Source organism: Haliscomenobacter sp., from assembly GCF_033763495.1.
GTDB lineage: Bacteria > Bacteroidota > Bacteroidia > Chitinophagales > Saprospiraceae > Haliscomenobacter.
In genome coordinates this window covers 1-25,790 of sequence record NZ_JANRKL010000022.1, presented here as the reverse complement: position 1 = coordinate 25,790, position 25,790 = coordinate 1, and the positions used below count along the sequence as shown (strand labels likewise).

At 46.2% G+C, this 25,790-nt stretch carries 21 protein-coding genes; 12 read left to right on the top strand and 9 right to left on the bottom strand.

Features of this window, described 5'->3' with window-relative positions; genetic code table 11:
• Positions 1–69 precede the first annotated feature (69 nt).
• The 3 genes from SFV55_RS01855 to SFV55_RS01845 all read left to right on the top strand — a co-directional run bounded on the left by SFV55_RS01855 (position 70) and on the right by SFV55_RS01845 (position 2,908).
• Entirely contained in the window at positions 70–471 is a 402-nt protein-coding gene (locus SFV55_RS01855; RefSeq protein ID WP_320027746.1) for a BlaI/MecI/CopY family transcriptional regulator, read from the top strand.
• Entirely contained in the window at positions 464–2,287 is a 1,824-nt protein-coding gene (locus tag SFV55_RS01850; protein ID WP_320027745.1) for a M56 family metallopeptidase, read from the top strand. The genes SFV55_RS01855 and SFV55_RS01850 overlap by 8 nt, the downstream gene beginning before the upstream one ends.
• Before the next feature lie 210 nt (positions 2,288–2,497).
• On the top strand, positions 2,498–2,908 hold the full coding sequence (locus tag SFV55_RS01845; RefSeq protein WP_320027744.1) for a GldM family protein: 411 nt from the start codon (positions 2,498–2,500) through the stop codon (positions 2,906–2,908).
• A 51-nt stretch (positions 2,909–2,959) separates the two neighbouring features.
• Here SFV55_RS01845 and SFV55_RS01840 read toward each other — a convergent pair whose 3' ends face one another.
• The 3 genes from SFV55_RS01840 to SFV55_RS01830 all read right to left on the bottom strand — a co-directional run bounded on the left by SFV55_RS01840 (position 2,960) and on the right by SFV55_RS01830 (position 4,706).
• A complete protein-coding gene (locus SFV55_RS01840) occupies positions 2,960–3,628 on the bottom strand; it encodes a hypothetical protein (protein WP_320027743.1) in 669 nt (222 codons plus the stop codon).
• A gap of 58 nt (positions 3,629–3,686) precedes the next feature.
• Entirely contained in the window at positions 3,687–4,262 is a 576-nt protein-coding gene (locus SFV55_RS01835; protein WP_320027742.1) for a hypothetical protein, read from the bottom strand.
• Between the two features lie 78 nt (positions 4,263–4,340).
• Complete coding sequence (locus SFV55_RS01830; RefSeq protein WP_320027741.1) at positions 4,341–4,706, bottom strand: DUF2237 domain-containing protein; 366 nt, start codon at positions 4,704–4,706, stop codon at positions 4,341–4,343.
• A 273-nt stretch (positions 4,707–4,979) separates the two neighbouring features.
• Between SFV55_RS01830 and SFV55_RS01825 the strand changes: the two genes are divergently transcribed.
• Entirely contained in the window at positions 4,980–5,435 is a 456-nt protein-coding gene (locus SFV55_RS01825; protein ID WP_320027740.1) for an RDD family protein, read from the top strand.
• Positions 5,436–5,586: 151 nt separating this feature from the next.
• Here the strand turns inward: SFV55_RS01825 and SFV55_RS01820 are convergent, their stop codons facing one another.
• The 5 genes from SFV55_RS01820 to SFV55_RS01800 form a co-directional block, all read right to left on the bottom strand.
• Positions 5,587–6,273, bottom strand: coding sequence for a hypothetical protein (locus tag SFV55_RS01820; protein ID WP_320027739.1), 687 nt, complete (start codon positions 6,271–6,273; stop codon positions 5,587–5,589).
• A gap of 24 nt (positions 6,274–6,297) precedes the next feature.
• Positions 6,298–6,921 (bottom strand): hypothetical protein, encoded by a 624-nt coding sequence (locus tag SFV55_RS01815; protein WP_320027738.1) that lies wholly within the window; start codon positions 6,919–6,921, stop codon positions 6,298–6,300.
• Between the two features lie 121 nt (positions 6,922–7,042).
• Positions 7,043–8,845, bottom strand: a complete 1,803-nt coding sequence (locus SFV55_RS01810; protein WP_320027737.1) for a hypothetical protein — start codon at positions 8,843–8,845, stop codon at positions 7,043–7,045.
• Positions 8,846–9,008: 163 nt separating this feature from the next.
• Positions 9,009–10,079 carry an alkene reductase gene (locus tag SFV55_RS01805; RefSeq protein WP_320027736.1) on the bottom strand — a complete coding sequence of 357 codons (1,071 nt, stop codon included), beginning with the start codon at positions 10,077–10,079 and terminating at the stop codon, positions 9,009–9,011.
• Positions 10,080–10,350: 271 nt separating this feature from the next.
• Positions 10,351–14,127, bottom strand: coding sequence for a ThuA domain-containing protein (locus tag SFV55_RS01800; RefSeq protein ID WP_320027735.1), 3,777 nt, complete (start codon positions 14,125–14,127; stop codon positions 10,351–10,353).
• A 116-nt stretch (positions 14,128–14,243) separates the two neighbouring features.
• Between SFV55_RS01800 and SFV55_RS30150 the strand changes: the two genes are divergently transcribed.
• Genes SFV55_RS30150 through SFV55_RS01795 form a run of 3 tightly spaced genes read left to right on the top strand, consistent with a single transcriptional unit; the run spans position 14,244 to position 15,050 of the window.
• Positions 14,244–14,486: an element excision factor XisH family protein gene (locus SFV55_RS30150; RefSeq protein ID WP_413776681.1), complete on the top strand. Its 243-nt coding sequence runs from the start codon at positions 14,244–14,246 to the stop codon at positions 14,484–14,486.
• 7 nt (positions 14,487–14,493) lie between these two features.
• Positions 14,494–14,715, top strand: a complete 222-nt coding sequence (locus SFV55_RS30145; protein WP_413776680.1) for an element excision factor XisH family protein — start codon at positions 14,494–14,496, stop codon at positions 14,713–14,715.
• Positions 14,700–15,050 (top strand): XisI protein, encoded by a 351-nt coding sequence (locus SFV55_RS01795; protein WP_320027734.1) that lies wholly within the window; start codon positions 14,700–14,702, stop codon positions 15,048–15,050. The genes SFV55_RS30145 and SFV55_RS01795 overlap by 16 nt, the downstream gene beginning before the upstream one ends.
• A gap of 30 nt (positions 15,051–15,080) precedes the next feature.
• Here SFV55_RS01795 and SFV55_RS01790 read toward each other — a convergent pair whose 3' ends face one another.
• Positions 15,081–15,989: a hypothetical protein gene (locus tag SFV55_RS01790; protein WP_320027733.1), complete on the bottom strand. Its 909-nt coding sequence runs from the start codon at positions 15,987–15,989 to the stop codon at positions 15,081–15,083.
• Positions 15,990–16,321: 332 nt separating this feature from the next.
• Between SFV55_RS01790 and SFV55_RS01785 the strand changes: the two genes are divergently transcribed.
• The 5 genes from SFV55_RS01785 to SFV55_RS01765 form a co-directional block, all read left to right on the top strand.
• A complete protein-coding gene (locus tag SFV55_RS01785; protein WP_320027732.1) occupies positions 16,322–16,726 on the top strand; it encodes a hypothetical protein in 405 nt (134 codons plus the stop codon).
• Positions 16,710–19,340: a caspase family protein gene (locus SFV55_RS01780; protein WP_320027731.1), complete on the top strand. Its 2,631-nt coding sequence runs from the start codon at positions 16,710–16,712 to the stop codon at positions 19,338–19,340. The genes SFV55_RS01785 and SFV55_RS01780 overlap by 17 nt, the downstream gene beginning before the upstream one ends.
• A gap of 21 nt (positions 19,341–19,361) precedes the next feature.
• A complete protein-coding gene (locus tag SFV55_RS01775) occupies positions 19,362–21,905 on the top strand; it encodes a caspase family protein (protein ID WP_320027730.1) in 2,544 nt (847 codons plus the stop codon).
• Between the two features lie 41 nt (positions 21,906–21,946).
• Entirely contained in the window at positions 21,947–24,514 is a 2,568-nt protein-coding gene (locus SFV55_RS01770) for a caspase family protein (RefSeq protein WP_320027729.1), read from the top strand.
• Positions 24,501–25,790, top strand: a 1,290-nt coding sequence (locus SFV55_RS01765) for a histidine kinase dimerization/phospho-acceptor domain-containing protein (protein WP_320027728.1), incomplete at its 3' end; no start/stop codon positions are given. The genes SFV55_RS01770 and SFV55_RS01765, both read left to right, overlap by 14 nt.

Sequence of the window (25,790 nt, the reverse complement as noted above, 5' to 3'; positions counted from 1 at the left end):
GACAAATGTCGTAGAAAAACTTGCACTTCATCAAAAAGGTCAATATATTTACGACAAATGTCGTAGATTATGTCCAATGATGCTTTTACCCAGCCTTCAGAAGGCGAACTGGAGATCCTGCAAATCCTCTGGAAAATTGAGCCAGCTACGGTGCGGCAAATCCACGAAGCTTTGAGTGCAAGCAAAGCAGTGGGTTATACAACTACCTTGAAACAAATCCAGCGCATGCTGGACGACAAAAAAAACCTGCTCATCCGGGAAGAGCGAGAGGGGATCCACTATTACCGCAGTTTGGTACCCCAGCAACAAGCCCGGCAAAACCTGGTGGATAAACTAGCTCAACAACTGTTTGAAGGTTCGGGCACCCAATTGGCCATTCAAGCCCTGGGTTCCGGTAAAGTCAGCCAGGCAGAACTGGCGGAATTGGAAAAATTGCTTCAAAACCTCAAAGACCAGCAATCCCATGAATGATACCCTGATCCTCAGTTTGGGCTGGACCCTCTTACATTCCCTTTGGCAAATCGGGTTGCTCGGCCTTTGCACGCTTGGCCTGGAGCGACTCTTGCGTACCTATTCCGCACAATTGCGGCATCAGGTCATATTGTTTATGCTCGGTGGCATGGTGCTGGCCAGTGCTTTTACCCTATTCCTGGAATGGCAGTATTTCGCACAGGTGCAGCATCTTGCTCCGAACTTGACGACTGATTTTAACTCAATTTCGGCCAACCCTGTTTATACTCATTCGGTTGATAGTGGCCAAACCCCAGTTCCCTTTCTTCAACGCTGCAAATGGTGGATCGAAAGCCACTTGTACTGGCTCGTGGGCATTTGGGTGCTGGGGACGGCCTTTTTTAGCCTGCGTTTTGCCTGGAATTACCTGGCTTTGAGTGTGCTGCGGCAAAAGAGTAGCCGCGTAATTGATCCGCAGGTTTTACAATTGGTTCAACAGGTAAAAACGAGCCTGGGCTTGCGTCAAAAAGTTTGGTTTTACAGCAGTTCCAGCCTGAGTTCACCTCTCACTTTTGGGCATTTTTCCCCGGTGGTCATCCTGCCTGTGGCCTTGCTGTGTCAAACTCCTCCGGCATTGTTGGAAGCCTTAATTCGCCACGAGTTGATTCACATTCGCAGGGCCGATTTTTTGGTCAACCTGTTGCTGGCGTCCTTGCAAATCCTCTTTTTTTATCACCCCCTGGTTTGGGTACTCAGCCGCCGCATCCAGGAGTTGCGGGAAGAGGCTTGTGACGAAGCTGTCCTGCTTTCTGGTTGCCACAAACTCGTGTACGCCGAGGCGCTCCTGCACTTGCAACGATTACATCACCATCAAAATATACCCTTGGTTATGCAAGCTCAAAATCATGCTTCTCATTTTGCCACGCGGGTACGTCAGATATTGGCCGGCCCTTCTGCCACCAAGCCTCAATTGTTTACCCAGCGCTGGAGTAGTGCGGTTCTGTTGATGCCCCTCTTGCTCCTTGCCCTGGGGCTCTTCGCCCCAGTGGTGCAAGCAGAAAAGAAAACACCTGCTCCCAAAGTGAAACCTACCGTTGTATTGCCAGAAAGATCTGAAACCGCAGTGACAAAGACAACAACTAAGCCATTGGTGAAAGATCCAGAACCAATTTCCCCCGCAACAGTTGAAGAAAATCCTCCCCCAAGCATAACGACCGCCACTATTGACAGCCTGCCCCAAAGCAGCAATGATGCCGTGCTCAGTGTAGCCGCCGACCGAATGAATGTGTTGTACATGGGAGTGGATAACCCGATTAGTGTGGCCATTTCGGGTGTTCCCGCTGATCAGGTAAAGGCGAGTAGCCGGGATGTTCAGTTGATAGAAACAGGAAAAGGGAAATTCATCGCCAAAGCGGTTAGACCAGGAAAGGCAACAATTCTGGTGGAGGCACCAAATTATCGGCAGGAGGTGGAGTTTCGGGTGAAGCCGATTCCTGATCCCACTGCAGTATTGCAAGGATCATATCAAAGCAATGGAGAGGTAAGTGTCTCCAAAATCAAATCCCTAAAAAGTATTGATCTTTTTATTCCAGTTGATTTTGAAACGGGATGTAAACTATTGGGATTCAACTTGATTTACATCAGCAAAGACAGGACGAAATTGCCCGTTCAGGTGGTAAATCCTGGTCATGAATTAGTCCAGGCTGCTCAAGATATCCTGGCAAATGCTGAAGTAGGCGATATGATAATATTTGACAATCCCAGGGCTAAATGCCCAGGAGACGAAGCAAGTCGAAAAATAAACTCCATGTCTTTCAAGGTGACTGAAGGCAATTAATATAATGACCAGATCATTTTTGACAACATTCGGGCCAAATGCCCTGGAGATGAAAAAGGGCGAAAAATCAATAACATGATGTTCAAAATCGTTGCCGATCCAGAGAAAAAGGAATAGCCGCTTAATACAGATGGTTACAGCAGCTCGAACAAAGCTCAGTTGCTGTAACCAATCTCCACTTTCCACATTATACTAGAAAAATCCACAACAATGTTCAACCCACTCCAACTACTCCGTCATTACATGCTTTGCCTGGGCTTCATTTTTTTGATATTCCCAGCAGTGAATTATAGTAAACTCCTATTTCCCGTCGCTACCGTTGAAGCCGACATCACTTTTTCCGCCCTACAAAAGTTAAAAGTGTTGGACCAGTCCGCACCGGGCTTCAAATACCAGGCAGGCTGCCAGGTACGGGGTTTTAATTTGTTTCTGCTACGAAAAAAACAGGATTCAATAGGCTCCAATAATCCTGGCGCGCAAATAAACGCGAGTAATCAACAGCTGATCAGTATGGCCAAAGTAGGCGACCGCCTGATTTTTGACAACATCCGCCTGGATTGTGAAGGAGGTGCACAGGGACTCAAATGGGGCTCTTTGGGCTTGACGGTGGTACCGGATTAGCCTTAGCCCTCGCTTAGCTTGGCTTAATTTAAATTTTGGTTTGACGCGAAATTACCGTTTTCGCAATGCCAATCCCAAGGTCACACGCATGGCCTTCGTAATTTTGGGAAACTCCCTGAATTCATTGGATAAACCAAAATAATACATGCAATAAGGGGAGACCATCAGCGATGGTGAAAGTGGCCAATCGTAACTCAGGTTTGCACCCAGACCCAGGTAAATCTGGCGGCTGTAACGGGGATATTTTTCCTTTAGGGCACCCGCTTGAGGTGTTTGTCCACCTATCCAACTGCCGTATTTACCCTGTAATCGCTCAGCCAACAAGTAGGATATTTCCGTGCCTAAGCTTAGTTTGAAATTTGGCTTGATGCGAAAATTCAAGGGATAAATCCCCAAGGTGAGAATGGACTTGTCCACCCGGGCATCTACCCAATAACTGCCACCCAAGCCACCGTCGATGGCGTACAATTGAGCACCGTAGCGTTCCAATTTAATATTGAAGGGGATGTTCCACCAAAACCAATCGATGCTGTCAACCCCAATGCCCAGGCTATAGCCCAAACCCGGTTGGTAGGATGAATTGTAATACCCCTCGAAGGAATGGTAATCATGGAGGGTGGTTCCATTGAGGCCGGCAAAAAAAGAGAGGTTTTGGCCGGGTAGGTTGGTGTGAATGAATAGGATGAATAGGAAAAGGATTGTTTTTGGGGAGGTTTTCATTGGCTTTTGCACCTTCCTCTTAGTCATTGGAATGTTTATCAATAAGCATTTGGATACCCTAAAAAGCCCGCATATTTGCCACATCTGCTTCAAAATGATCTCCTTGAACCTCCAATACAATGATCCCTGCTGCCTTTGCACTATCTTTAACCGCTTCATTTTCAAAAGTAAAACCTCCAATGCCTAAATAGATTTTAGCATCGGCGTATTCGGGATTAAGGGTTCTGAAGTTTTGCAACTTGCTTTGCAACAATTGAGTGACATTGGCTGCTTTGACGGTATTTTTGATTTCGAGTAAGCCGACACTATCGCCATTGTACAGTACGATGTCAAATTCATCCGTCAGGTTGCGTACCCTTCTTTTGACATTGCGCTCAATGTAATCGAATTTTACTCCGCCGAGTTGCATTTTGTTGGAAAGTGAGGAATAAAAGAAGTTCTCGGCAAATTCACCATTGGTGTTGCCAATACCTCCCAACTGACGTTGCATTTCTTTTTGCGACTCGGCAAGTTCGGCAAACTTGATGTCCACCATTTTACGCGACTCACTTAACTCAGCCAACTGCTCGTCCGTTTTCTTTTGTGAGGCGACCAGTTCTTCAATCGCTTTTTCAATTCGATCTATTCGCTCCATATGTAACGTTTGTACAAATTTACGAAAAATTTTGAATCAAAGTCAAGGCAATTTTTTGTTTTAATTTATTCAATTGCACTATTGCAGAATAGCTTGTAAGTCGGCCAAAGCCACATGACGCAGGGTGGATTCGTGTGTAGCCTCCAACACTACGGGTGGCGCCACCCCAGCCTCGTAAGCCTCCTTCCAGCGCAGCACGCAGAGGCACCAGCGGTCGCCTGCTTTTAGCCCTGGAAAGCGCCACTCTGGCCTGGGCGTAATAAGGTCGTTGCCCTGGCTGAGCGAATAAGCCAGAAAGGCCGAGGTCATAATGGCGCAGACCAGGTGGCGACCGGAGTCTTCCGGGCCGCTGTCGCAGAAGCCATCGCGGTGAAAACCAGTCAGGGGATCTAGACTACAGGGCTGGAGCGGATTGCCCAGGACGTTGCGTGCAGCTTGGCTCATGGTTGTTGTGTTTATATTAGGAACAATGCCGTTTGGCCTGAAATTGTTGTGAAGAGGGTGAAGGGATAATTCGTCCACTTCAAAACTCGCAAGTTTTGAAGTGGACGGAAAAGGGACGAGTTTTGAAGTGAGGGTGTAGCTTATGAGGGATAGCTAAATGATTTACAAATTATAGCCTTGCCATGGAACCAAACGTGGCTCTTGGCAGTTAACGCAATAGTATTTCAACAAATATGTTTGAATTAAATTGATTTAAAAACTAAATTCATTAAAATGCAAGAAGTTCTTGACGATTTTGCCTCACAGGACAACCATGATTATGATGTAGAAAACTTGGTTTACGCTAATTTTTGGCGCCGAGTAGCCGCCTCTTTAATCGATGGAATCATCATTACTTTTCCTTTGCGTTTGTTGAGGTATGCGGTAGGCAACTCGCCCGCTGAGCAAATTGTGATTTCCCTTTTATTCATCGTGGTTCGATGGCTTTATTTCGCCTTCCAGGAAGGCGGCATTCAGCAAGCCACCATTGGAAAACGGGCCATGAAACTCAAAGTGACTAACCTACAAGGCGAAGCCATTTCTTTCGGACAAGCCACTGGGCGGCATTTCGCCAAAATCATTTCCGCAATGATTTTACTGATCGGTTATTTTATGGCTGCATTCACTGAAAAAAAACAGGCACTGCACGACATGATAGCAGGAACTTTGGTTGTGGAGGATGAAGACTAGGATATCGTAATTGATGAGCCAGGACTATTTTAAGCCAGGTTGTTCCATTTGAAAAGTACGGATAGCCTGGTTTTAATTTTTCTTTTTGTTCAAAAAACCTGAATTTGCCCATGCAGAATGGGTAGAAAACAGCTCGATTGTCGCATTAAGTCTACTTAAAAAAGTAACTCAACCCAATCCCCAACACCCCGCTCGTAGAAAAATTCCCCGAAACAGCTGACGCAGAATTATTGTCCGATTTGGGCTCTACCTGCAAGTTGAAGCCTCCGAAATACCCTCCCAAACCAAAACGTGGACTCAAAAAATAGATCAAACCCGGGTTCAATTTTAGGGCATAATACTGTCTTTTGCTGGAAATGTTTAACGCAGCTTTACCTGTGACTTGTTCGGTATAATCATTGTTTTGAAAAGTGGCGACAAGATTCCCGGACAATACCAATGCCAATCTTTCTTTTAGACTGATGTACCGATTGAGCCCTATGGATAGATCGGTACTAGTATACTCGTTTTTTGTTGCGGCTTGCTCACTGATGAACAAGGGTTGACCATTTGGCCGGGAATCTACGGCAGTATAGATGAGACTGAAGCCCTCGTCTTTGTAGGAGTAAAGGTTGGCCCCTAAGGTATAAGCCATCTTGTCGGTGAAGAAGCGCCCTCCACCAATGCTCATGCCCATGTTGTTGGAACTGGTTTTTGTACCTGTGATGCTCTGATCATTTTTGTTGTAAAAGGAAAGGCTACCATTTAGAAAGCCTTGCCCTTTGCTCAATTGCCCAAAGAGCGGCTGGTAAAAACTACTTGAACCAATCAGGCAGAGGATAAGTATGTTATTTTTCATGGTCGATTAATTTTGGGTGGATGATTATTTGGATGTTGTAGGGTGGGGTAAATAATACCGTAGGCTAAAAATCGGGATGGCACGCAATTCCAGTTTATTAGAACGGGACGTAAAGTCTTGATTGCTAAAATTAAAACGGGTAGAAGAATAGAGGAACTCTCCCAGCCCTGCCTCAAATGCAAAGTGTGGACTAAAGAAATAACTGATCACAGGGCTGAGTTGAACCTGAATGGAAGGATTGCTTTCAATGTTCTCACCAAGATTGAATCTGCTAGTCACTTGAGCGTGCACAATTCCATAAAATCCAGCCTTTAAATCAATATAATGGCGGATAAATGGCCCTATTCCGAGCTGATAAAAGTGTTCGCTAATTGTGAAACTTCTGTATTGAAAAGGCAAACTTAAACCCATACTCCATCGAGGGGAAAGCATTATCCCTATTTCGGGCTGAATGGTTGTGGAGAAGTTGCGCTGACTTTGTTGTTGCTGAATGTCAAAAGAAAACTGCCCACCCAAATGGAATTGCCCACGCTGAACTTGTGCCACAAGCTGCGTGGATAAGCAAAAACAGATGAAAAGCAGAGGGCTAATGGGCCAGGGCGGAGCTTTGTATCCAGCCCTTCGATATAAGATTGAAATGGAAATCATGCTTTGTGCTTGAAAGGTGTAAAGCAAAATTACTTTCTTTCAAGACGCGGTTAGCAATACAATTGCGGCCTTACCATTTGCTAATGTTTTGTTAAAAACACCCCGCTCGCCCCGCTTAAACTCACTCAAACGAATACGTTTCCTTGATGCCCGCCAAGGCCACCTCAGCCTTTGCCAATTCCGCATCAAAACAGGGCCGATTCACTACCGCACCCTCAGGCAGATTTTGGTAATAAACGATTGCATCCGCCAAATTCCCAATGAAGGACCGGAAGTAATTTTTAGTTTTTCTATCCTCCAGTTCAGCGAATTTACTGATCAATTGTTCCTTTAAATAATTGAGGTACAATTTCATTTCCGCCATAAACATATGGGGGCGGCTTGGGTTGTTTACCAGGTTGGTTCGACCATAAATGTGGTCTATCATGGTTTTTAAAGAGACAATCTTCGAAAAGTTCACAATATTGGGCCCAGGGCAAATGTTCACCGCCTGGTATTTTTCCAAAAAAGTAACCCCGTGCGCCAGTGCAGCTGAATTACTCAATCCGATGCACAAACATTCTTTTTCCAGGACTACCGTTTGTTGCTTCTCAAATTCAGCTTCGGTCAAATCCATGGTTTTTAACTGCTTCAGTTTTAATTTCTGGTATTTACTCGATGCCGTACAAATGGGCTCTTTGGTGAATTCGGTATTAAAACTCAGCAATTTTTCGGGACAAGGGCTGCCTGGTTTGCCTTTGACAATCCGGGTTTGTTTCTCAACGTCTGCCGTGGTTCCCCTCAAATAATGAAAGCGTACACCCAATGGAGAACTATTGCTCAAAACCAGATCCTGCTCTTTGGCCTGGCACAACAAATTGAGTGTATGTTCATCTACGGTTGTTGCTTCGGGTACCAACAAAAATGGAGTTCCCCATCCCGTGCTGGCCACCCCATAATGAGCGTGCAAAAACACATCTTCCTCAAAGGTGCCAATTCCGCCCTGGACGGTGATGTCTACTGCTGGACTTTGAGTGAGTTCTCTACCCAGCTTTTGGTGGATGGCGGTTTTGTAGAGTTCAAAAATGCCTTCGGTCAGTTCCTGGCGTTTTGATTTGAATTCTTCCAGGATTGGCCCCAGTAAAAAACCATCGCTGGCAAAAGCATGGCCCCCGCAGTTCAACCCTGATTCAATTCTAAATTCACTTACCCAAATTCCTTTTTTGGCCAAAAACTTGCCCTGAATCAAGGCCGAGCGGTAATCACTCACTTTGATCACTATTTTTTTGCGGAATTGCAGGTTTTCATCCGGATCAAAAGCATCAACCTGTTCCAGGTAGGTGTATAACCTGGGGTTCATCCCTGCCGAAAAAACAATCGCAGAATGATCAAGGTTACTATTGATGTAGCCCCGCAAGGCGGTCACAGCATCTGATCCATTGGGAATGATGTCTCCTTGTTTGTCCCACTTGTCGCCGTCAACCTTGGTCATGATATTGACCAGAATACTTCCCGCTACCAATTGTGTCCTGAGGTGATTTTGAAGTGCCAAACGCTCTTGCTCATCAGGACAGGTTACCATATCCTGATAGCTTTTTTTTAAGGGACTACCTTCAGGAAGCATTTCAAAATATTGGACAATCTCACTGCCTTCCACAAATGCATCAGCCCGCATTTTTTGCATTTGTTCCCCCACAATGGCATTCATCAGGTTCAAATAGGCCGTAATTCTTTTGGCCCGGTAGTCCGGGTCCTTTTGGGTAATGGGCTCATAATGCCTGTTCGTTGTTTGGCAATAATGCTCGCGTATGATTTCAATCAAATGGTCCTCCATAATGGAAACAACCGATGAAATACCAAATCGTGCCACTTTGATCGGAGAATCAATCGTATAGGAAAGTCCCATCACCGGAATGTGGAAGGTATGCGCTGTGCGTAGGTTCATTGTGCGTTTTTAAGATGCAATCTGGCTATTCAGGGGCTGAGTGCTGGAACTAGGGAAAGGAAAGAACAATGATACAATTTTAAAAAATGGAATTCCTAAAGGTGAGGTTTTTATTGCTTCCTGAAAATGACTTTTTACAACTTGTAAGGTCAGGATGGCTGCATCATAAAAAAGAATAGTCGGTATACCCCCGTTCATCCCCCCCATAAAAACTACTCCGATCTGGTACCGCCAACTCCGCCTCCTTTTCAAAACGCTCCACCAAATCCGGATTGGCAATAAACAACTGCCCAAAAGCAATCAAATCCGCCTGCCCCGATTCAATCAGGAAATTCCCCCTAGCCTGGTTGATGCCACCATTGGTGATCAAAGTCCCCTGGTACAAAGGCCGGAAATGATCGGATACATCGTAGATGAAATTAGGATTGGGGTGCTCTTTGGCAAAGGCTTCCATCACCGACAAATAGGCCAGATTGAGGGCATTCAGTTTTTCAACCAAATGACCATATAGGGCTGGTGGGTTGGAATCTAGTACGCTATTGTACACATTGCTGGGCGCAATCCGGATGCCTACCCGCTGGGAGCCCCATACGCTACACAGTGCATCCAATACCTCCAATACAAAACGCGTTCGGTTCTGGATGCTGCCACCGTATTCATCCTGGCGTTGATTGGCGGCATCGCTCAGGAATTGATTGGGCAGGTACCCAAAGGCGGCGTGCAATTCAACCCCGTCAAAACCAGCTATTTTGGCCTGCTCAGCAGCTTGACGGTACTCTTCAATGATGGTCTGAATTTCGGCAATGCTCAATTCTCTCGGGGTCACGTATTCCTTAAAGCCGTCGGCGGTGAAAGCTTTACCTTCTGCTTTGATGGGGGAGGGGGCCACGGGTTGTTCGCCTCCGATGTTGTCGGGGTGGGCTACCCGGCCAGCGTGCCAGAGTTGTAGGAAAATTTTGCCACCACGCTCGTGTACTGCTGCGGTGACTTGTTTCCAGCCTTCGGCTTGTGCTGGGGAAAAAATGCCGGGCGTAAAAGGACCACCCATGCCATAGCTGTTGATGTTGGTGGATTCGGCTACAATCAATCCAGCGCTGGCTCTTTGGCTGTAGTACAATACATTCAGCGCATTGGGCACGGTATCGGGAGTGCGACTGCGCGTCATCGGCGCCATCACTACGCGGTTTTTCAGTTCCAGGTTCCCTAAGGTGTAGGGCGTCAATAATGGTTGCATATTTTTAATCTTCAAAACTTGCAAGGAGAACAAATTTTTTGGGAAAAAGATCAAATATGCCTGGGAACTAAAAAACACGTTCATTCAATTTGTATCAAAAGTTGCAATAAGTGGCTGAAACCATGTCAATATGTGTAGTTTCAGCCACGAAAGCTGCATAAGTGGCTGAAACTATAGTTTTGGGGGTGGTTTCAGCCACTTATAAAATAAATAAAGGCAAAGGAAGATTAACCTCCTTTGCCCCTATGTAAGTCCATTAAGTCTGAAACCTTTATGGATTCATCTTCTGTCCTTCAAAACTTGCACCCATTGCACCTAGTTTGATGGAAATTACTTTCCCTTGGCCATCGCGTACAAATTCAAAAGTAGCCTGACCACCTGCATCAAACTTATCGGGGGCGGCTAGTGGGGTCAATTCCCCGCCTTGTGTTCCGGCCATGACCATTAGTTTACCCTCTTTTACACTGATTTCGATGTTTTCAAAAGGTAAACCCGTCATTTTGTATTTTCCGGCATATTGCTCGTACTTGCTAGCGGCTGGAGAGGCTGCGGGGGTGGCACTGCTACTTGCACCTGTATTTGGCGTTACATCCGCATGGTACATCAAGCCAGTGATGACAAATAGCCTGCGACCAGCTTCTGCTTTGTCGTTTTTGGCCACGTAATAAATGTCATGCACTCCGGTAGTCGGTTTAATGGTGACCAATGTAGGTGGCGGTGGAGCAAAACCTGCACTTGGAGCACTGGGTTCAAGTTTTGCTGAAGTACCAATTAAAGTGCCAGTAGGACTATCCAAGCGGATTTCAACGATCCCCCCGACAGCATTCATTTGGGACGGCACTGAAAGGCGGAGCCCAATTTCTGCTACCCCCGTCAAGTCAATTTGTTTGTACCCGATGTAACTACCGCTGGCACTGGCAATGGCCAAATGATTGCCACCGAATTTCATCTTGTTAATGTCCTTCATGTAGTCGATTTCGGCCATGTCTACGTTCGGGTTGCGGAGTACATAAGTTTGCTCAGAACTCAGGGATGGGATACCTTTTACTCCACGGTCTTTATAGGCTGCGCGAAGCAGGTATACACCGATACCCTTGTCACCACGGGAAGGAACGGTGGTATTGAAAGTACCTTCTGCTGGCAAAGTCAATTCAACTGCAGAAGCATCTTCGTGGCGCATGATGTAGCGCACAATCACTTCCGCATCGTCTTTGCTCAGCGCAGGGTGAGCTGCCATGGCCGTTTGTCCCCATACACCACTGCTGCCATTGATGACCCGGCCAGCCAGGGTGGCGACCGCATCAGCCTGCCCCCGATAACGCAAGGCAATGTCGCGGAAGCTTGGCCCGATCGACTTGTCAGCCGATTTGTGGCAAGCTTTACAGTCGGTGCCGTCGATCAATTTGATGGCGCGGGCAAAGCGTGTGGATTGATCTGCACTGCGGTGACCCTGGGCAATGGCGATTTTGTCATAGCCTTCGGGCAGGTAATCAATGTTGACGGCTACCTCTGCTGGATCAATTTTGCCGTTGGCAATAGTGCCGTCCTCTTTGTCGGTAACAGCTACTTTGTAGGAGATGTCTTTATTGGGGAAAAAGAAGGTCTTGTTCCCTTTGGTCAAGGTGAAATCGAGTTTCGGTGGCTCGTTGCCCACGATCAGCTCCAGTGAGCGGGTGGCACTTTCCCCTTTACCGTCTTTTACCGTCAATGTAGCGTTGTAGACCCCGGCTGTGCTCAAGGTCAGTTTAGGATTGGGGGTGGTAAAGGTCAGTGGCTTGACGGAACCCGTTTTTGGAGCAATTACCCATTCGTAGGTGAGTGGGTCGCTGTCGTAATCCTTGGTTCCTGCGGAAGACAATTGCACGGTAAGTGGTTTTGCTCCGGCAGGTTTGTCGGCAGCTATCTCGATTACTGGTTTGCGGTTGCCGCCATTGTATTCGATGCGGATCAGGCGGGCGTCGTCGTTGCCCTGGAACCAGCCGGTACCGTATTCCAGCATGTACAAGTCGCCGTCGGAGTTGAACTCCATGTCGATCGGATTGCTGAACTTGTGGCTGGGCATAAAGCGCTCCATCGAAACAAAGTTACCCTCAGCATCCATAGTCACTGCCATGATCCAGCCGCGCATCCACTCGTATTCAAAGAACTTGCCGTCGTAATACTCTGGGAAAGCACGTTTGGCATTTTTGAAATCGTCCTTGTAATATACTGGTCCAGCCATGGCGTTACGGCCACCAGTGCCCACCAGCGGGAATTCTTTGGACTCCGCGTAGGGATACCATACAAAAGCTTTTTGAGCTGGAGGTAAGGTAGTCAAACCTGTGTTGTTCGGTGATTTGTTGATGGGGGCGTTCACATCATACATCGGCCCTGACTGATTTTTCTCAAAATCGTAATAATAGTATGGCTTGTTGTCACCAATGAAATAAGGCCAACCAAAGTTGCCCGCTTTGCGTGCCTGACCTACTTCATCAAAACCTTGTGGGCCACGGTTGGCAATTGGTGCATTGCCATCAGGGCCAACGTCGCCCCAGTACAGGTAACCCGTTTTTTGATCGATCGAAATCCGGTAGGGGTTGCGGTGCCCCATGGTGTAAATTTCCGGGCGGGTTTTGTCCGTGCCTGGAGGGAACAAGTTGCCTTCGGGAATGGTGTAAGTCCCATCGGGCTGAGGCTTGATGCGGATGATTTTGCCCCGCAAATCGTTGGTGTTACCGGATGATTTTTGCGCATCCCAAGGTGCCCGTCCGGGCCGCTCATCAATGGGGTTCATACCATTGGAACCGTGTGGATTGGTATTGTCACCCGTAGACAAGAACAAGTTACCCTTGGCGTCAAAGGCAATTGAGCCGCCGGTATGGCAGCATTGCTCGCGTTGTACTGGAATTTCAAGCAGTACTTTTTTGGAATCCAAAACCAGTTCTTCACCGCGCAATTCATAGCGGGTCAGGATGTTTTTGGGCTCATCCCCGGCTGGAGAATAGTACAGATAAATCCAGTTGTTCTGGGCAAAGTTGGGGTCTTTCGCCAAGCCCAGAAGACCGTCTTCTGCCTCGGCACGATTGCCTTTTGCATCAGGTAGATATTTGGTGCTGACCGGAATGTTAGCTATGGTTTTCGACTTTCCTGCTTTTGGGTCGAAAATTTTGACAGCGCCTCGGCGTTGAATGTACAACACTCGGTTGTTGTCCAGCATCGTGAGTTCAACGTGCTCTTCCAGTTTTTCTTCCAAAACCACTTTGGTAAAGCGATTTTCTTCAGGCATTGGTTTGCTGCGCGCTTTGGAATAATCCAGGGGCTTTGTGCCAATGGCGTATTTTAAACCTGCGGCCAGGTGGCGCAGGAAAAGGTCTTCTGAAAAAGTCTCGTGCGTATGACCCATTGCAGTGTAAAAAGCACGACCACCATCGTAGTCGTGGTACCAGCTCATGGGGTGTTTGGGTACCCCCATTTTGGCCCCGAAGTACGATTTTTCATCAATGCTCACCAGTACTTTTACGTTTGGGTTGATGTCGCGAAAATCGTAAAATTCATCGGTGCGTTCCCATGGATCGGGCAGGAAGTTGGTACTTGGGTGGTTTTTGTCCTCAATGTGGAAAACCCCTTTTTGCACATTGCTTGGTGTGCTGGGGTGACTGGTGAAATATCCGCCAGCCAACTTGCCGTACCAGGGCCAGTCGTATTCGGTATCGGTAGCGGAGTGGATGCCCACATAACCACCACCTGCCTGGATGAAGCGTTCAAAGGCGTTTTGTTGCAGGCCGTCGAGTACGTCGCCTGTGGTGCAAAGGAAAACCACCGCAGCGTAGCGCTTCAGGTTGGCTTCGTTAAATTTACTGGCGTCTTCGGTGGTATCCACCGCGAAGCCCTGGGCTTGGCCCATCTTGAGCAGGGCAATTTTGCCAGGATCGATAGAAGTATGACGGAAAACCGTCGTTTTGCTAAACACCAGAATCCGTGGTGTTTGTGCATGAATTAATCCTCCAAACAACAAAAAAACAAGCAGTACAGTAGTCCGTTGCAGGAGGGACTGAAAAATTGGGTGCATGATGTAGATTTTATTATACAAAACTCTTTGTGTAGAAATTACACAATGATAAGAAAGGCCAGGGATTTTTACAAATTTCTGACAGTAGGAATTCGACGGATGGGGGAAATAAATGGATGGTTGGCTTGACTTTTGGGGTTATAAATCATTACATTTGTTTCTTATTACACTGTATGGCCAGAGATAAATTACATTATAATGCGCGGGAAGCTCTGATAAAGGACGGTTGGAGCATTACTGCTGACCCTTTACGTATACGCATTGATGGAAGCTACTTGGAAGTAGACTTATCGGCAGAAAAAGTTTTTGCTGCTGAACGCGCCGGGAAATGCAGTAGAGGTGAAAAGCTTCTTGAGTAAATCTTTTATGTCGGACTTTCATGAAGCGATGGGGCAATATCTCGATTACTGTAGTGCCCTGGAAGATGTGGAGCCTGATCGAGAAGTATACCTAGCTATACCAGAAAGTGCTTTCAATCATTATCTATTCCAAGGGCGGTTTATTCAGAAACGACTTAAAGAGGAGTCAACTAGATTGGTTGTTTTTAATTCACTTCAGAATCTTATTACACAATGGATAAACTACTAAAATACCGCCAGGTTTTAAAAGAAGTGCTTACGGAGTACGCAACAAATAGCGACTCCCATAAATCACAATCTCCTGATGAGGTGCAGATAAAGGTTTTGTTTGACGAGCAAAATGACCATTATCAGGTACTTGATATTGGGTGGAGCAATGGAAAACAGATTTTCTTAGTGATTTTTCACTTCGACTTGATTGATGGAAAAATCTGGGTGCAGCGTAACATTTCTGATTACGATATAGTGGAAGACATTGAGGCTAAAGGCGTACCTAAGTCGGATATTGTGCTGGCTTTTCATTCGCCGGAGATGCGGAAGTATACGGATTATGCGGCGGCGTGAGGTAATTTTCAGATGGCTGAATTAGTCTTTTTATTCAATCCTTTTTAACTCCAACTCAGCCGTAATAAACGCAAAACTCGCCCACTGATTTCCACCTGTAATCACCCTGAACAATCGCTCCGCTTCCTCTTTTTGCCCATTGAGCAAATAATAATTCGCCAAGCCCAAGGCCAGAGTGGTATTGCTCAAGGAACTGGTTTGGGTAATTGCTTCCTTGAATTTAGTGGCATTTAGGCCATCTTTGTGCAGCATTAATATTTTCAGGTAATCGAAATTTTCGATCAAGGCCATATCAGGCTCAATACTTTTCAATAATTTTTGGGCTTTGGAGTCCGCACCAAGCCGCCGATAACAGAGGTACAACCAATTGGCCGAAGCTACGTACATATCAGGATTTGCGGCTTTGCGGAGGTCTTCTTTATAGTAGCGGGCCGCTTCTTTGTATTGCCCTTTTAGGTACAAACAAAGCCCAAGATGATACCTGATATTCGATTGCAAGGTACTGGTGGGAATCCCTTTGGCATTGGGCATGCCGTCGGGCTCTATCTCATCGGGCTTTCCTCGGGTGAGTGCATAAGCTTGTTTGAAATCCTCCAGTGCTTTATCCAGGCAACGAATGCTCAGGTAGCGGTGCCCTCGGTGTCGGTAGAGGCGAGCATCATTGGGATGTTGGGATAGGCCTCGGGTATAGAGTTCAATTGCCTCGGAGTAAAGCCCCAGATAGGCCGTTCGGCGGCCATACCAAATGAGTGCGTCAGCACTATTGGGGGCCAATTCGTAGCCTGCTTTGGCCGTGGCCAGTTTTTCTTCCATACTGGTACGGGCGGCAACACTCAATACAGGGGGGACGATTTGAGTGGCGCAATCCTGTCCTGATACGCTAGAAAAACTGATGATGGCAAGGCCGCAGGCTAGGATGATTTTGTAGGATGTTTGCATAGCTTGATGAAAATTGGGATGATGTATCGTTGATGTTCCTTTGATAAGACTAAAGGTAGCGCTTAAATCAAAAAACGATAAATTTTAAGACAATGAACTAGAAGTGACCCTGGATGCGCTGACGTTTTGGGTGCTACGGGTAAAACGGTAGTAAAATTTCATTCGGAGTCTATTTCGTTCTATTCGGAGGAAAAAAACAACCATTGGGAAAGCCGAGCTAGCACCCTCAGGCTTTCCCCTTCATCTTTGTAGCATCAGGAGTTGAACATCCATCAATCCACCCGGCAAAGGGGGTTTCCTTAAACCTTATAACTGGGCTAAAATGCAAACAGATGAAAACGTCGAAGAATTTTTTTGCCAATTTGGTGTGTATCTATAGCCTTTGTTTGGGAGTATCCATGTTTTCTTGTGAAAAAGCTGATTTCACACTCACCAAATCTGTTCCCTCCACACTTGGACTGAACGCAGAGGCCAAAACTACTCAAAGCATCCCTTTTCACTTCGCGTTAATCACTAGCCATTGTATTGCAGGAGGGATTGGTCTTACTGTTGATATTGAAAATCCGAGTGAGTATGCATTCCTTTGGGAAGTAAACGGTAACCACGGGGGGCACGATATTTCGACTTTGCCTTGCCTTTGTGGCGATAGTGCCACAGTGCATGTCATGCGCCTCGCTGATGGTGTAAGCATAAGTAAAACCGTTGCATTGCCCGGATGTAATGTGGACAAAAAATAACACCTGCTTTTCAAAAAAATCGAATTTTAAAATGAAACGCTCAATCATTCAAGTTATGAAACTCAGTTTTTTTTGTATTTGCTTGGTTGCTTTTACAAACGTCAGTGCCCAAAACACCTACGCCCTTATCGTTGGCATTTCTCAATACAAGGAGATGCCTGCATTGCAGTACGCTGATCGTGACGCCATCGCCTTTGCGGAGTTTGTCAAAGGCCAGGGCGTGCCCGATCAAAACATCAGCCTCTTCCTCAATGAAGATGCTACCCGCATGAACATCGTGGATGAACTCTACCGCCTGAGCCGCAACCTGAAACCCCAGGATCGTTTTTACTTTTACTTTGGAGGGCATGGTGACCTTGAGGCCAATGTTTCCAATGAAAACACTTTGCCCCTGCTTCATGATGCGCCAATAAAAAGTTACTTCAAAGGTGATGCATTCCTGCAAATTTCAGAGCTTAAAAACTGGCTCAGTGCCCTCAGCAAAAAACAGGTGCAGGTCGTTTTTATTGCTGATGCTTGTCACTCGGGCGGCTTGATTGGTGGAAATGAAGGGCAGGTACGCACTCAACAAGTATTGGAAGAAAATTGGGGCAATATGACCAAAATACTCTCTAGCCAAGCCAACGAACTCTCTTTGGAAGGCCAGCAATGGGGCGGCGGCAGGGGGCTGTTTTCCTTTCATTTGGTCAACGGATTGATCGGGAAAGCCGATGCCAACCAAAACAAGCTGCTTAGCCTTGAAGAACTGAATACGTATCTGCTAAACAATGTGACCAAAGAAGCTAGTCCGAACCTACAAACTCCGCTTGTACTGGGCGAAAAAAAATTCTTGTTAGCTAAAGTGAACCCGGAGGCTCTGAAAAAATTAATCGATGCCGAACGTTTAAGTTTCCCCATCATCAGTAGTGCTAATTTCAAGGCTAACCTGGAAGATTTACTGGCACAACTAAATCCAGGTTTGGTAGAAACTTACAAGAAATTCACGCAAGCATTGAAAGATAAACGCATCAACGTTTTTGACGATGAGACAGATTATGCCCTGTTGCATTATCAAATCTTAGCTAATGCCAAAGTTCCTGAGCATTTACTACAGATTATGAAACGAAATCTCGGAGCGGGATTGATGGAACGCGAATTGCTGATCATGCAAAACGCCCGTGAAAAAGCCTACGGTGGAGGCTTTTTTGCGGAACCTGACCTAATTCGAGCCATTCAAAACATAGAAGAAATTCAAAAGTTATTTGGCAAGACGCACTATCTAAGTCCTTTGCTGGAAGCAAGGAGTCTGGTATTGCAATCCAAAATTGGTTTGAGAAAAGCACCTACCAACCTCGACGTTGATCAAACGCTGGAGATGATCCGCACAGTTGCAAAAGAAGAAAAAGCGTTGCTTCTCCGATCCCTTCAACTAGAACCCAAAATGGTTTCCACCTACCTATTGCTGGGTTTTGTTTATCAAAGAACCCGTCAAATCGATTCGTCGCGCTACTATCAGGAAAAAGTAATGGAATTAATGCCGAATGAAAGTCGTGCACATTTTGCGTTGGGAAACAACTACTTGCGCATCAATTACAAAGACAGTACGGGGAGAGTAATACCCCATCCCAAGGCCATTGATCATTTAGAAAAGGCCCTCAGGCTAGAGCCTACTGCTCTTAATGTCTTAAGGTCCTTAGGCGCGGTTCATTTTGATGCATTTCGTGAGACCTACACGAATTATCACAAAGCTATTCCCTATTATGAAAAGCATTTACAACAGTTGCAGGCTCCTCATCGTGAATTGATGAAAAAGAATCTTTCCTATGCAGAAGAAGGCGCCTACAGCGATTTAGAGGGACATATTGATTCGGTGGCTGAAAAATTTGTTAGTCAAATTGTGGATCACGCAGTACTATACCTGTTGTACAAAAATACAGGGGATCGTGTACTCGCAGACCAGCATCGACAGCGCCTCCGTCTGATTAGCGACAGTGTAGGTACCGTTCTGGCTTACATGACTGTGGCATTGCGCATGTATCGTTTAGCCGCACGCGATAATTTTAGTTTTTTTGAGCGGCACCTTAGCGATGCGCTGTTTTTTCAACAAAAGGCACTGCAAAAAGTGGAAGCGGATCTGAAAACTTTGGACTCAGCTGAAAAACTGGATGCGATGCTCGTACACCGGGAGATTCTCAAATCATTAGGGGTTACCTACCGCTTGCTGAAAAACTATGCTCAATCCGAAAAACACTTGCAACAGGCGCTCAATCACCCGGTTAAAACCTCTGAGCCAAAACATTTCAGGTATATTGGTAGCTCCTGCTCAATTCTCGACAGTTTAAACACACAAGTTACCCAGCCATCGGGTATAGATAAATATGACGCAGACAATTGCGATTACCGCGTAGAGCCCAACGAAGAAATGTTCCATTTGAAGTGGGCACAAGGTGATGTTGAGGCTGCTTTTAGCTGGCTGGAAAAAGCATTTCAACAATCGGTGGCTGAATTTGGGAATGACATCTCTACTGAGGCTTTTGAAGCGACCGTATTCCAACTTTACCCTATCCTCGACCAAGCCCGCTTCAAAACCCTCAAAGCCAAATATTTTCCCCCTATAAACGCCGAAAAAAAGTAAACCCCCACAACCATTTCGCCTATGAAAAAGCTTCAATTTTTAACCTTGATCACCTGTGCCTGGGTTTTGTGCCCGTTTAAAATACAGGCGCAAAATACCTACGCCCTCATCGTCGGCATTTCGCAATACAAAGAAATGCCTGCCTTGCAGTACGCCGACCGCGATGCCATCGCCTTTGCGGAGTTCGTCAAAAATCAGGGTGCCCCAACTGAAAACATTCGCCTCTTCCTCAATGAAGATGCCACCCGCATGAACATCGTGGACGAACTCTACCGCCTGAGCCGCACCCTGAAACCCCAGGATCGTTTTTACTTCTACTTTGGAGGGCATGGCGACCTGGAAGCCAAAATTGGCTACGAAAACGCCATGCTCCTCCTGCACGGCTCCTTTAAAACTGGTTATTTCCAAGGGAAGGAATTCCTGCAACTTTCTGAGCTAAAAACCTGGCTCACGGCCCTAAGTAAAACCCAAACCCAAGTTGTTTTTATTGCCGACGCCTGCCACTCTGGAGGTCTAATTGGTGGCAGCGAAGGCCAAACCAAAACCCAACGCGCCTTACAGGAAAGCTGGGCCAATGTCACCAAAATTCTCTCCAGCCAGGCCAATGAATTCTCCCTCGAAGGCCAGCAGTGGGGCGGAGGACGCGGGCTGTTCTCCTTCCACCTGGTGAATGGCCTGACTGGGCGAGCCGACGTCAACAAAAACAAACTGGTATCCGTCAAAGAACTCGATGAGTATTTGCGCTATCACGTACGTAGCGAGGCCAGTCCGAATGTACAAACCCCTCTGGTGGTGGGTGAGCCCACGCTTGCGCTGTCCAAAAGCAGCGCAAGTGGCCTGGCTCTATTGGCCGAAGCAGAAAAACGCAATTTCCCGGTCATCAGCACAGTGAATTTTAAGGGTGGCAATCCAGTTGAAAAGCTGCTGGCCAAGCTGGATACGGGTATCGTTGAGCTGTACAAACGTTTTTCCAAAGCGGTCAAGGAGCGCCGCCTGGCTGACCACGACAATACCCAGGACAATGCACTACTACACTTCCAGGCCATGGCCGGGCGCAATATTCCCGACACCTTGCTGAACATCATGAAGCGGAATTTGGGAGCGGCTTTGATGGAGCGGGAGCTCACCTTGATGAAAGCACTAAGAGAAAAAGGCAACGGATATGGTTTGATTGAAAAAGAAACAATCTTGCCTGCTATTGCCAATTTAGATGAAGTAGTGAACTTATTTGGGGAAAAGCATTATTTTTACAATCTACTGCAAGCTAGAAAGTTAGCCCTTGAATCGCGAATTCCATTATATAACTCTGGAATGAAAATGGCCATAGACGAATCAAAAAAATTGGCAGTAGAATATTCCCTCAAGCAGCGAAGCTCTTTATTAAAAAGCCTACTATTAGAACCCAATATGATTTCTACTTATGCCCTGCTTGCTTCATCCTACGAAGGAAGTATGCCGGATTCAGCCATTTATTACCAGGAGAAAGTGGTGGACCTCCTGCCCAATCAAGCGTTTGCTTATTTTAATATAGGCCTCAAATATATCGATGTAGAATATACCGATGCCAACAAGCGTCTCGCCCCACATCCCAAAGCCATTGAATACCTAGAGAAGACCATTCAATTGGACTCTACCTTACAATCAGCATACGAAATCCTTGCTAATATATACAATGGGGAAACCTATGAAGACTACCAAGACTACCCCAAAGCCATACCCTATTTGGAAAAAACACTTGGTTTTTATGAAAAATCTGATGAAGAATTACTGCGACTGGGCTTAAATAAAGAGCCTGCTTATACAGAAATCTTTAAGTTTAACCGGGACAAATCAATTTTTGCCCAACAATTGCATTCTTATGCGCAACTTCTGTTCTATTACAAAGAAATCGGCAATTTACCCCAATCAGAAGTCTGTTTCAAAAAACTACATCAGAAAGTCACACTCCTGGGTACTGTTCATGCTTACCTGAATGCGGGTTTGAAAATGTTCGAAATATTCAGATTGTCTGAGGATGATTTGTATCTGGCATATGCACTTGATTTTTTTGAACTTGCTTTTAAAAAGGGAGAGACTGAACTTAGATTAGCCTCCCCGGAAGGCCGGCCCTTTTTGGGCTTGCAATACCGTGAACTGCTAAAAGCCCTGGGTGTAGCCCATCGAGTTACAAAAAAATATGACGAGGCCGAAAAATTCTTTCAACAGGCGCTGGATTATCCCATAACAGACTCTCTCGCTCACGGCCGATTAAAATACCAGGGGTCTTTAGGAATAGTGGTTAAAGAGAGGATAATTTGGTTACCCATGGCTATTCGCCAAAATGGGCCTGATTACAATTATCACATTGAGGCAAACGTCGAAATGTTTATTTTAAAATTAGAGCAAAACAGGCTGGATGAAGCCCTGACTTGGTATGAAAAAGCAATGCAGGTTTCGGTTGCGGAATATGGCAATGACTCATCCAGCAAAATATTTATAGAGATCATGCTAAAGACTTACAAAAATCTAGATAAGGGAAAATTCATGGCTCTGCGCAATAAATACTTTCCCGAAACTACAAAGTAATGGGGCGATAAAAAAATAAATGCCCCTTAAATCTCTTGCTTATGAAAAATTTAAATAACCTAAAGGCTATTCATTTTCTGGCTTTTTTCTGGGTAATGGCTATTCCACTAAACGCTCAATCCACCTACGCCCTCATCGTCGGCATTGCTCAATACAAGGAGATGCCTGCACTGCAGTACGCTGACCGGGATGCCATCGCCTTTGCGGAGTTTGTCAAAGGACAGGGCGTGCCCGATCAAAACATCAGCCTCTTCCTCAATGAAGATGCCACCCGCATGAACATCGTGGATGAACTCTACCGCCTGAGCCGCAACCTGAAACCCCAGGATCGTTTTTACTTCTACTTTGGAGGGCATGGTGACCTCGAAGCCAAAATTGGCTACGAAAACGCCATGCTCCTCCTACACGGCTCCTTTAAAACTGGTTATTTTCAAGGGAAGGAATTCCTGCAACTTTCTGAGCTAAAAACCTGGCTCACGGCCCTAAGTAAAACCCAAACCCAGGTTATTTTTATTGCCGACGCCTGCCACTCTGGAGGTTTAATTGGTGGCAGCGAAGGCCAAACCAAAACCCAACGCGCCTTACAGGAAAGTTGGGCCAATGTCACCAAAATTCTCTCCAGCCAGGCCAATGAATTCTCCCTCGAAGGCCAGCAGTGGGGTGGAGGACGCGGGCTGTTCTCCTTCCATCTGGTGAATGGCCTGACCGGGCGAGCCGATGTCAACAAAAACAAACTGGTATCAGTCAAAGAACTCGACGAGTATTTGCGCTACCACGTACGCCGCGAAGCCAGCCCTAATGTACAAACACCCCTGGTGGTGGGCGAGCCCACGCTTGCGCTGTCCAAAAGCAGCGCAAGCGGCCTGGCGCAATTGGCAGTAGCCGAAAAGCGCAATTTCCCGGTCATTAGCGCAGTGAATTTTAAGGGTGGCAATCCGGTTGAAAAAATGTTGGCCAAGTTGGATACGGGCATCGTTGAATTGTACAAACGTTTTTCCAAAGCGGTCAAAGAACGCCGCCTGGCTGATCACGACAATGCGCAGGATAATGCACTGCTGCATTTCAGGGCCATGGCCGGGCGCAGTATTCCCGACACCTTGTTGAATATCATGAAGCGGAATTTGGGTGCGGCATTAATGGAGCGGGAATTGCAGATTATGCGAAATCCTCGGGAGAAAGGGCAGAATCCACCAGCCTTCCCAAATCAACTTGAACCAGCCATCCAGAACCTAGAGACAACTGCCAATCTCTTTGGACCTGACCATTATTTCTATAACCTTCTTCAGGCTAGAAAAATGGTTTTACAATCAATGAGTAGTAGACCCAAGATCGACAATATGAATACTTCAGTTGACAATGCATTGGATGAACTCAAAGCCAATCAAAGAAGGAAGATTGCGCTATTGAAACAAAGTCTTGCGCTTGAACCCAACATGGTGTCTACATATTTGATTCTTGCTATGACCTATCAAAGTAGCAACCGAGATTCCTCCGCATACTATCTGGAAAAAGTAGTTGAGCTACTGCCCAATCACGTTGAAGCTTTTACCAGTATAGGCTTCACTTATCACAATTTTGAATACAAGGACGCGGAAGGCTTAGTTGCTCCTCATCCCAGGGCTATCTATTACCTCAAGAAAGTGATCGAACTGGACAGTACTTCCACAATAGCGCACGACTTATTGGCCACCAACTATAAAGCCATAGGTAAGGACAAAAAATACCGAGACCTCGCTCAGGCAATTTATTACCAGAAAAAACTCCTTGGGTTTGTTGAAAAACCGCTGGATACTTTAATAAAACTCCAACTGAATCAAACCATAAATAAGGGAAATTTTTTAAAAAATAGCATTGCAAAAGCCGAATTTGCTCAGCAAATCAGGCATTATGTATATTTGGCTTATATGTATCAAAAATTGGGCGATACCACTGAGGCAAGCCATTACCAGCGTAAATTACAAACGTATTGCCAGGGGATCGGTTCCTACCAGGTCTTCATGAATGTCGCCGGGAATATTTATCGCATCTTCGACGACTTTGAAGAAGACTTTTCTTTTTTGAATGGGGTTCAAGACTACTATTTGTTGGCACAAAAAAGCTTGGAAAAGGAAATGGTGAATGCCGCGCCTGCCGACCTGCCCTACATCAAGGTCATGTATTACGAAATCCTCAAGGCCCTGGGCACTCATTACCGCAATATTCAGGATTATGACCAGGCTGAGATGTATTTGCTGCAAGCCTTAAGTTATCCGATCGATGATTTTAAGGCCGAAAATCGGATGAAACTAACCGGATCTGCATCTTACCTACGTGAAAACCGCATGTTGACGCTAATTGCACTGATGGCTCGCGTAGGAGGCGCAAACAATTTTCACTACCGCATGGATCCAAATGAAGAAATGTTTTTGCTTAACTTGGAGCAAAACAAAATGGAAGCAGCCATGCAGTGGTTGGAAAAGGCACTACAAGTATCGGTAAATGAAAAAGGCAATGATACCTCGGGTACGCCCTACCGCAATATTGTGCTGGAAACTTATAAAAACCTTGATGTTAACGCCTTCAATGCGCTATATGAAAAGTACTTTCCAAAGACAGATGAAAAGAAGTAGGCACACTTATCGCTCTACTTTTTCCCTTAGAAAGTTGGGATTGTTCTTGCTCTGTTTCTGGGTTTGCACACTGCTGCAAGCCCAGAAACCTGATTCAATCAAGAAGCCTGCCCCGACCAACCTCAACCCCTTCATCCTGCCCGGCGACACTTCCGATTTCCTGGACAAATACATCATTTCGGAACTGGAAAAAGTACAATACGCCAAGTACTCCGAAGACCTGAAAAAACAAACCCTCCAAAAACTGCTCGAAAACCAAAAGCTTCAAAACGTCAGCCTCCAACAAAAACTGCTCAACCAACAAATCAAAGCCGAGGCTGATCGCAAACAAGCCGAGGCTGAGCGCAAAGCAATCCAGGCCAAAGAGCAGCAGGCAGCCCAAAAACAAAAAATCCGCCAACTCGAAGTCAAAGAACTGAACCAGCGTTTGCAATTGGAAAACCGTACCCGTAATTTTTTGCTCATCGGTGTGCTGCTCCTCACTCTGTTGGGCATTTCCTTGTTTTGGTCCAATCAACAACTCAAAAAACGCAACCGCGCCATCCAAAAACTTTCGGAAGAAAACCTGCTTCAGGAACAGGAGAAGCAACAAATTTTGGCCACCCAAAACGAAACCCTGGAACTCCAGGTAAACGAGCGCACTCAAGAACTCAATCAATCCCTGACCGAACTCAAAGCGACCCAAAATCAACTCATCCAGTCCGAAAAACTCGCCTCCCTCGGTGAACTCACCGCGGGCATCGCCCATGAAATCCAGAACCCGCTCAACTTCGTCAACAACTTCGCCGAAGTCAGCGCGGAGATGATCGACGAGTTGAAAGAAGAACTGGAAAAAGGGGATATAGAAGAGGTAAAAGCCATAGCTGAAGATTTACAATTGAACCTCAGCAAAATCAACCACCACGGCGGGCGAGCCTCCTCCATCGTCAAAGGGATGCTCGAACATTCGCGGACCAGTTCAGGTGTAAAAGAACCCACCAACCTCAATGCGCTGGCGGATGAATTCCTGCGCTTGGCTTATCACGGCTTACGGGCGAAGGACAGTAGTTTCAACTGCAAAATGGAGACGCATTTTGATCCTGATCTACCCCTGGTTTCGGTTATTTCACAGGACATTGGGCGGGTACTGTTGAATTTGATCAACAATGCATTTTATGCGGTTGCTGAGCGCAGCCGAAGCACGGTGCAGCAGCAGGCGAGTGTCGGGGGGGGGGGGCGTGACCCCCCCCCCAAAAAAACAACCACCCCCCCCCCAAAAAACCAAAAAAAAAAAAAA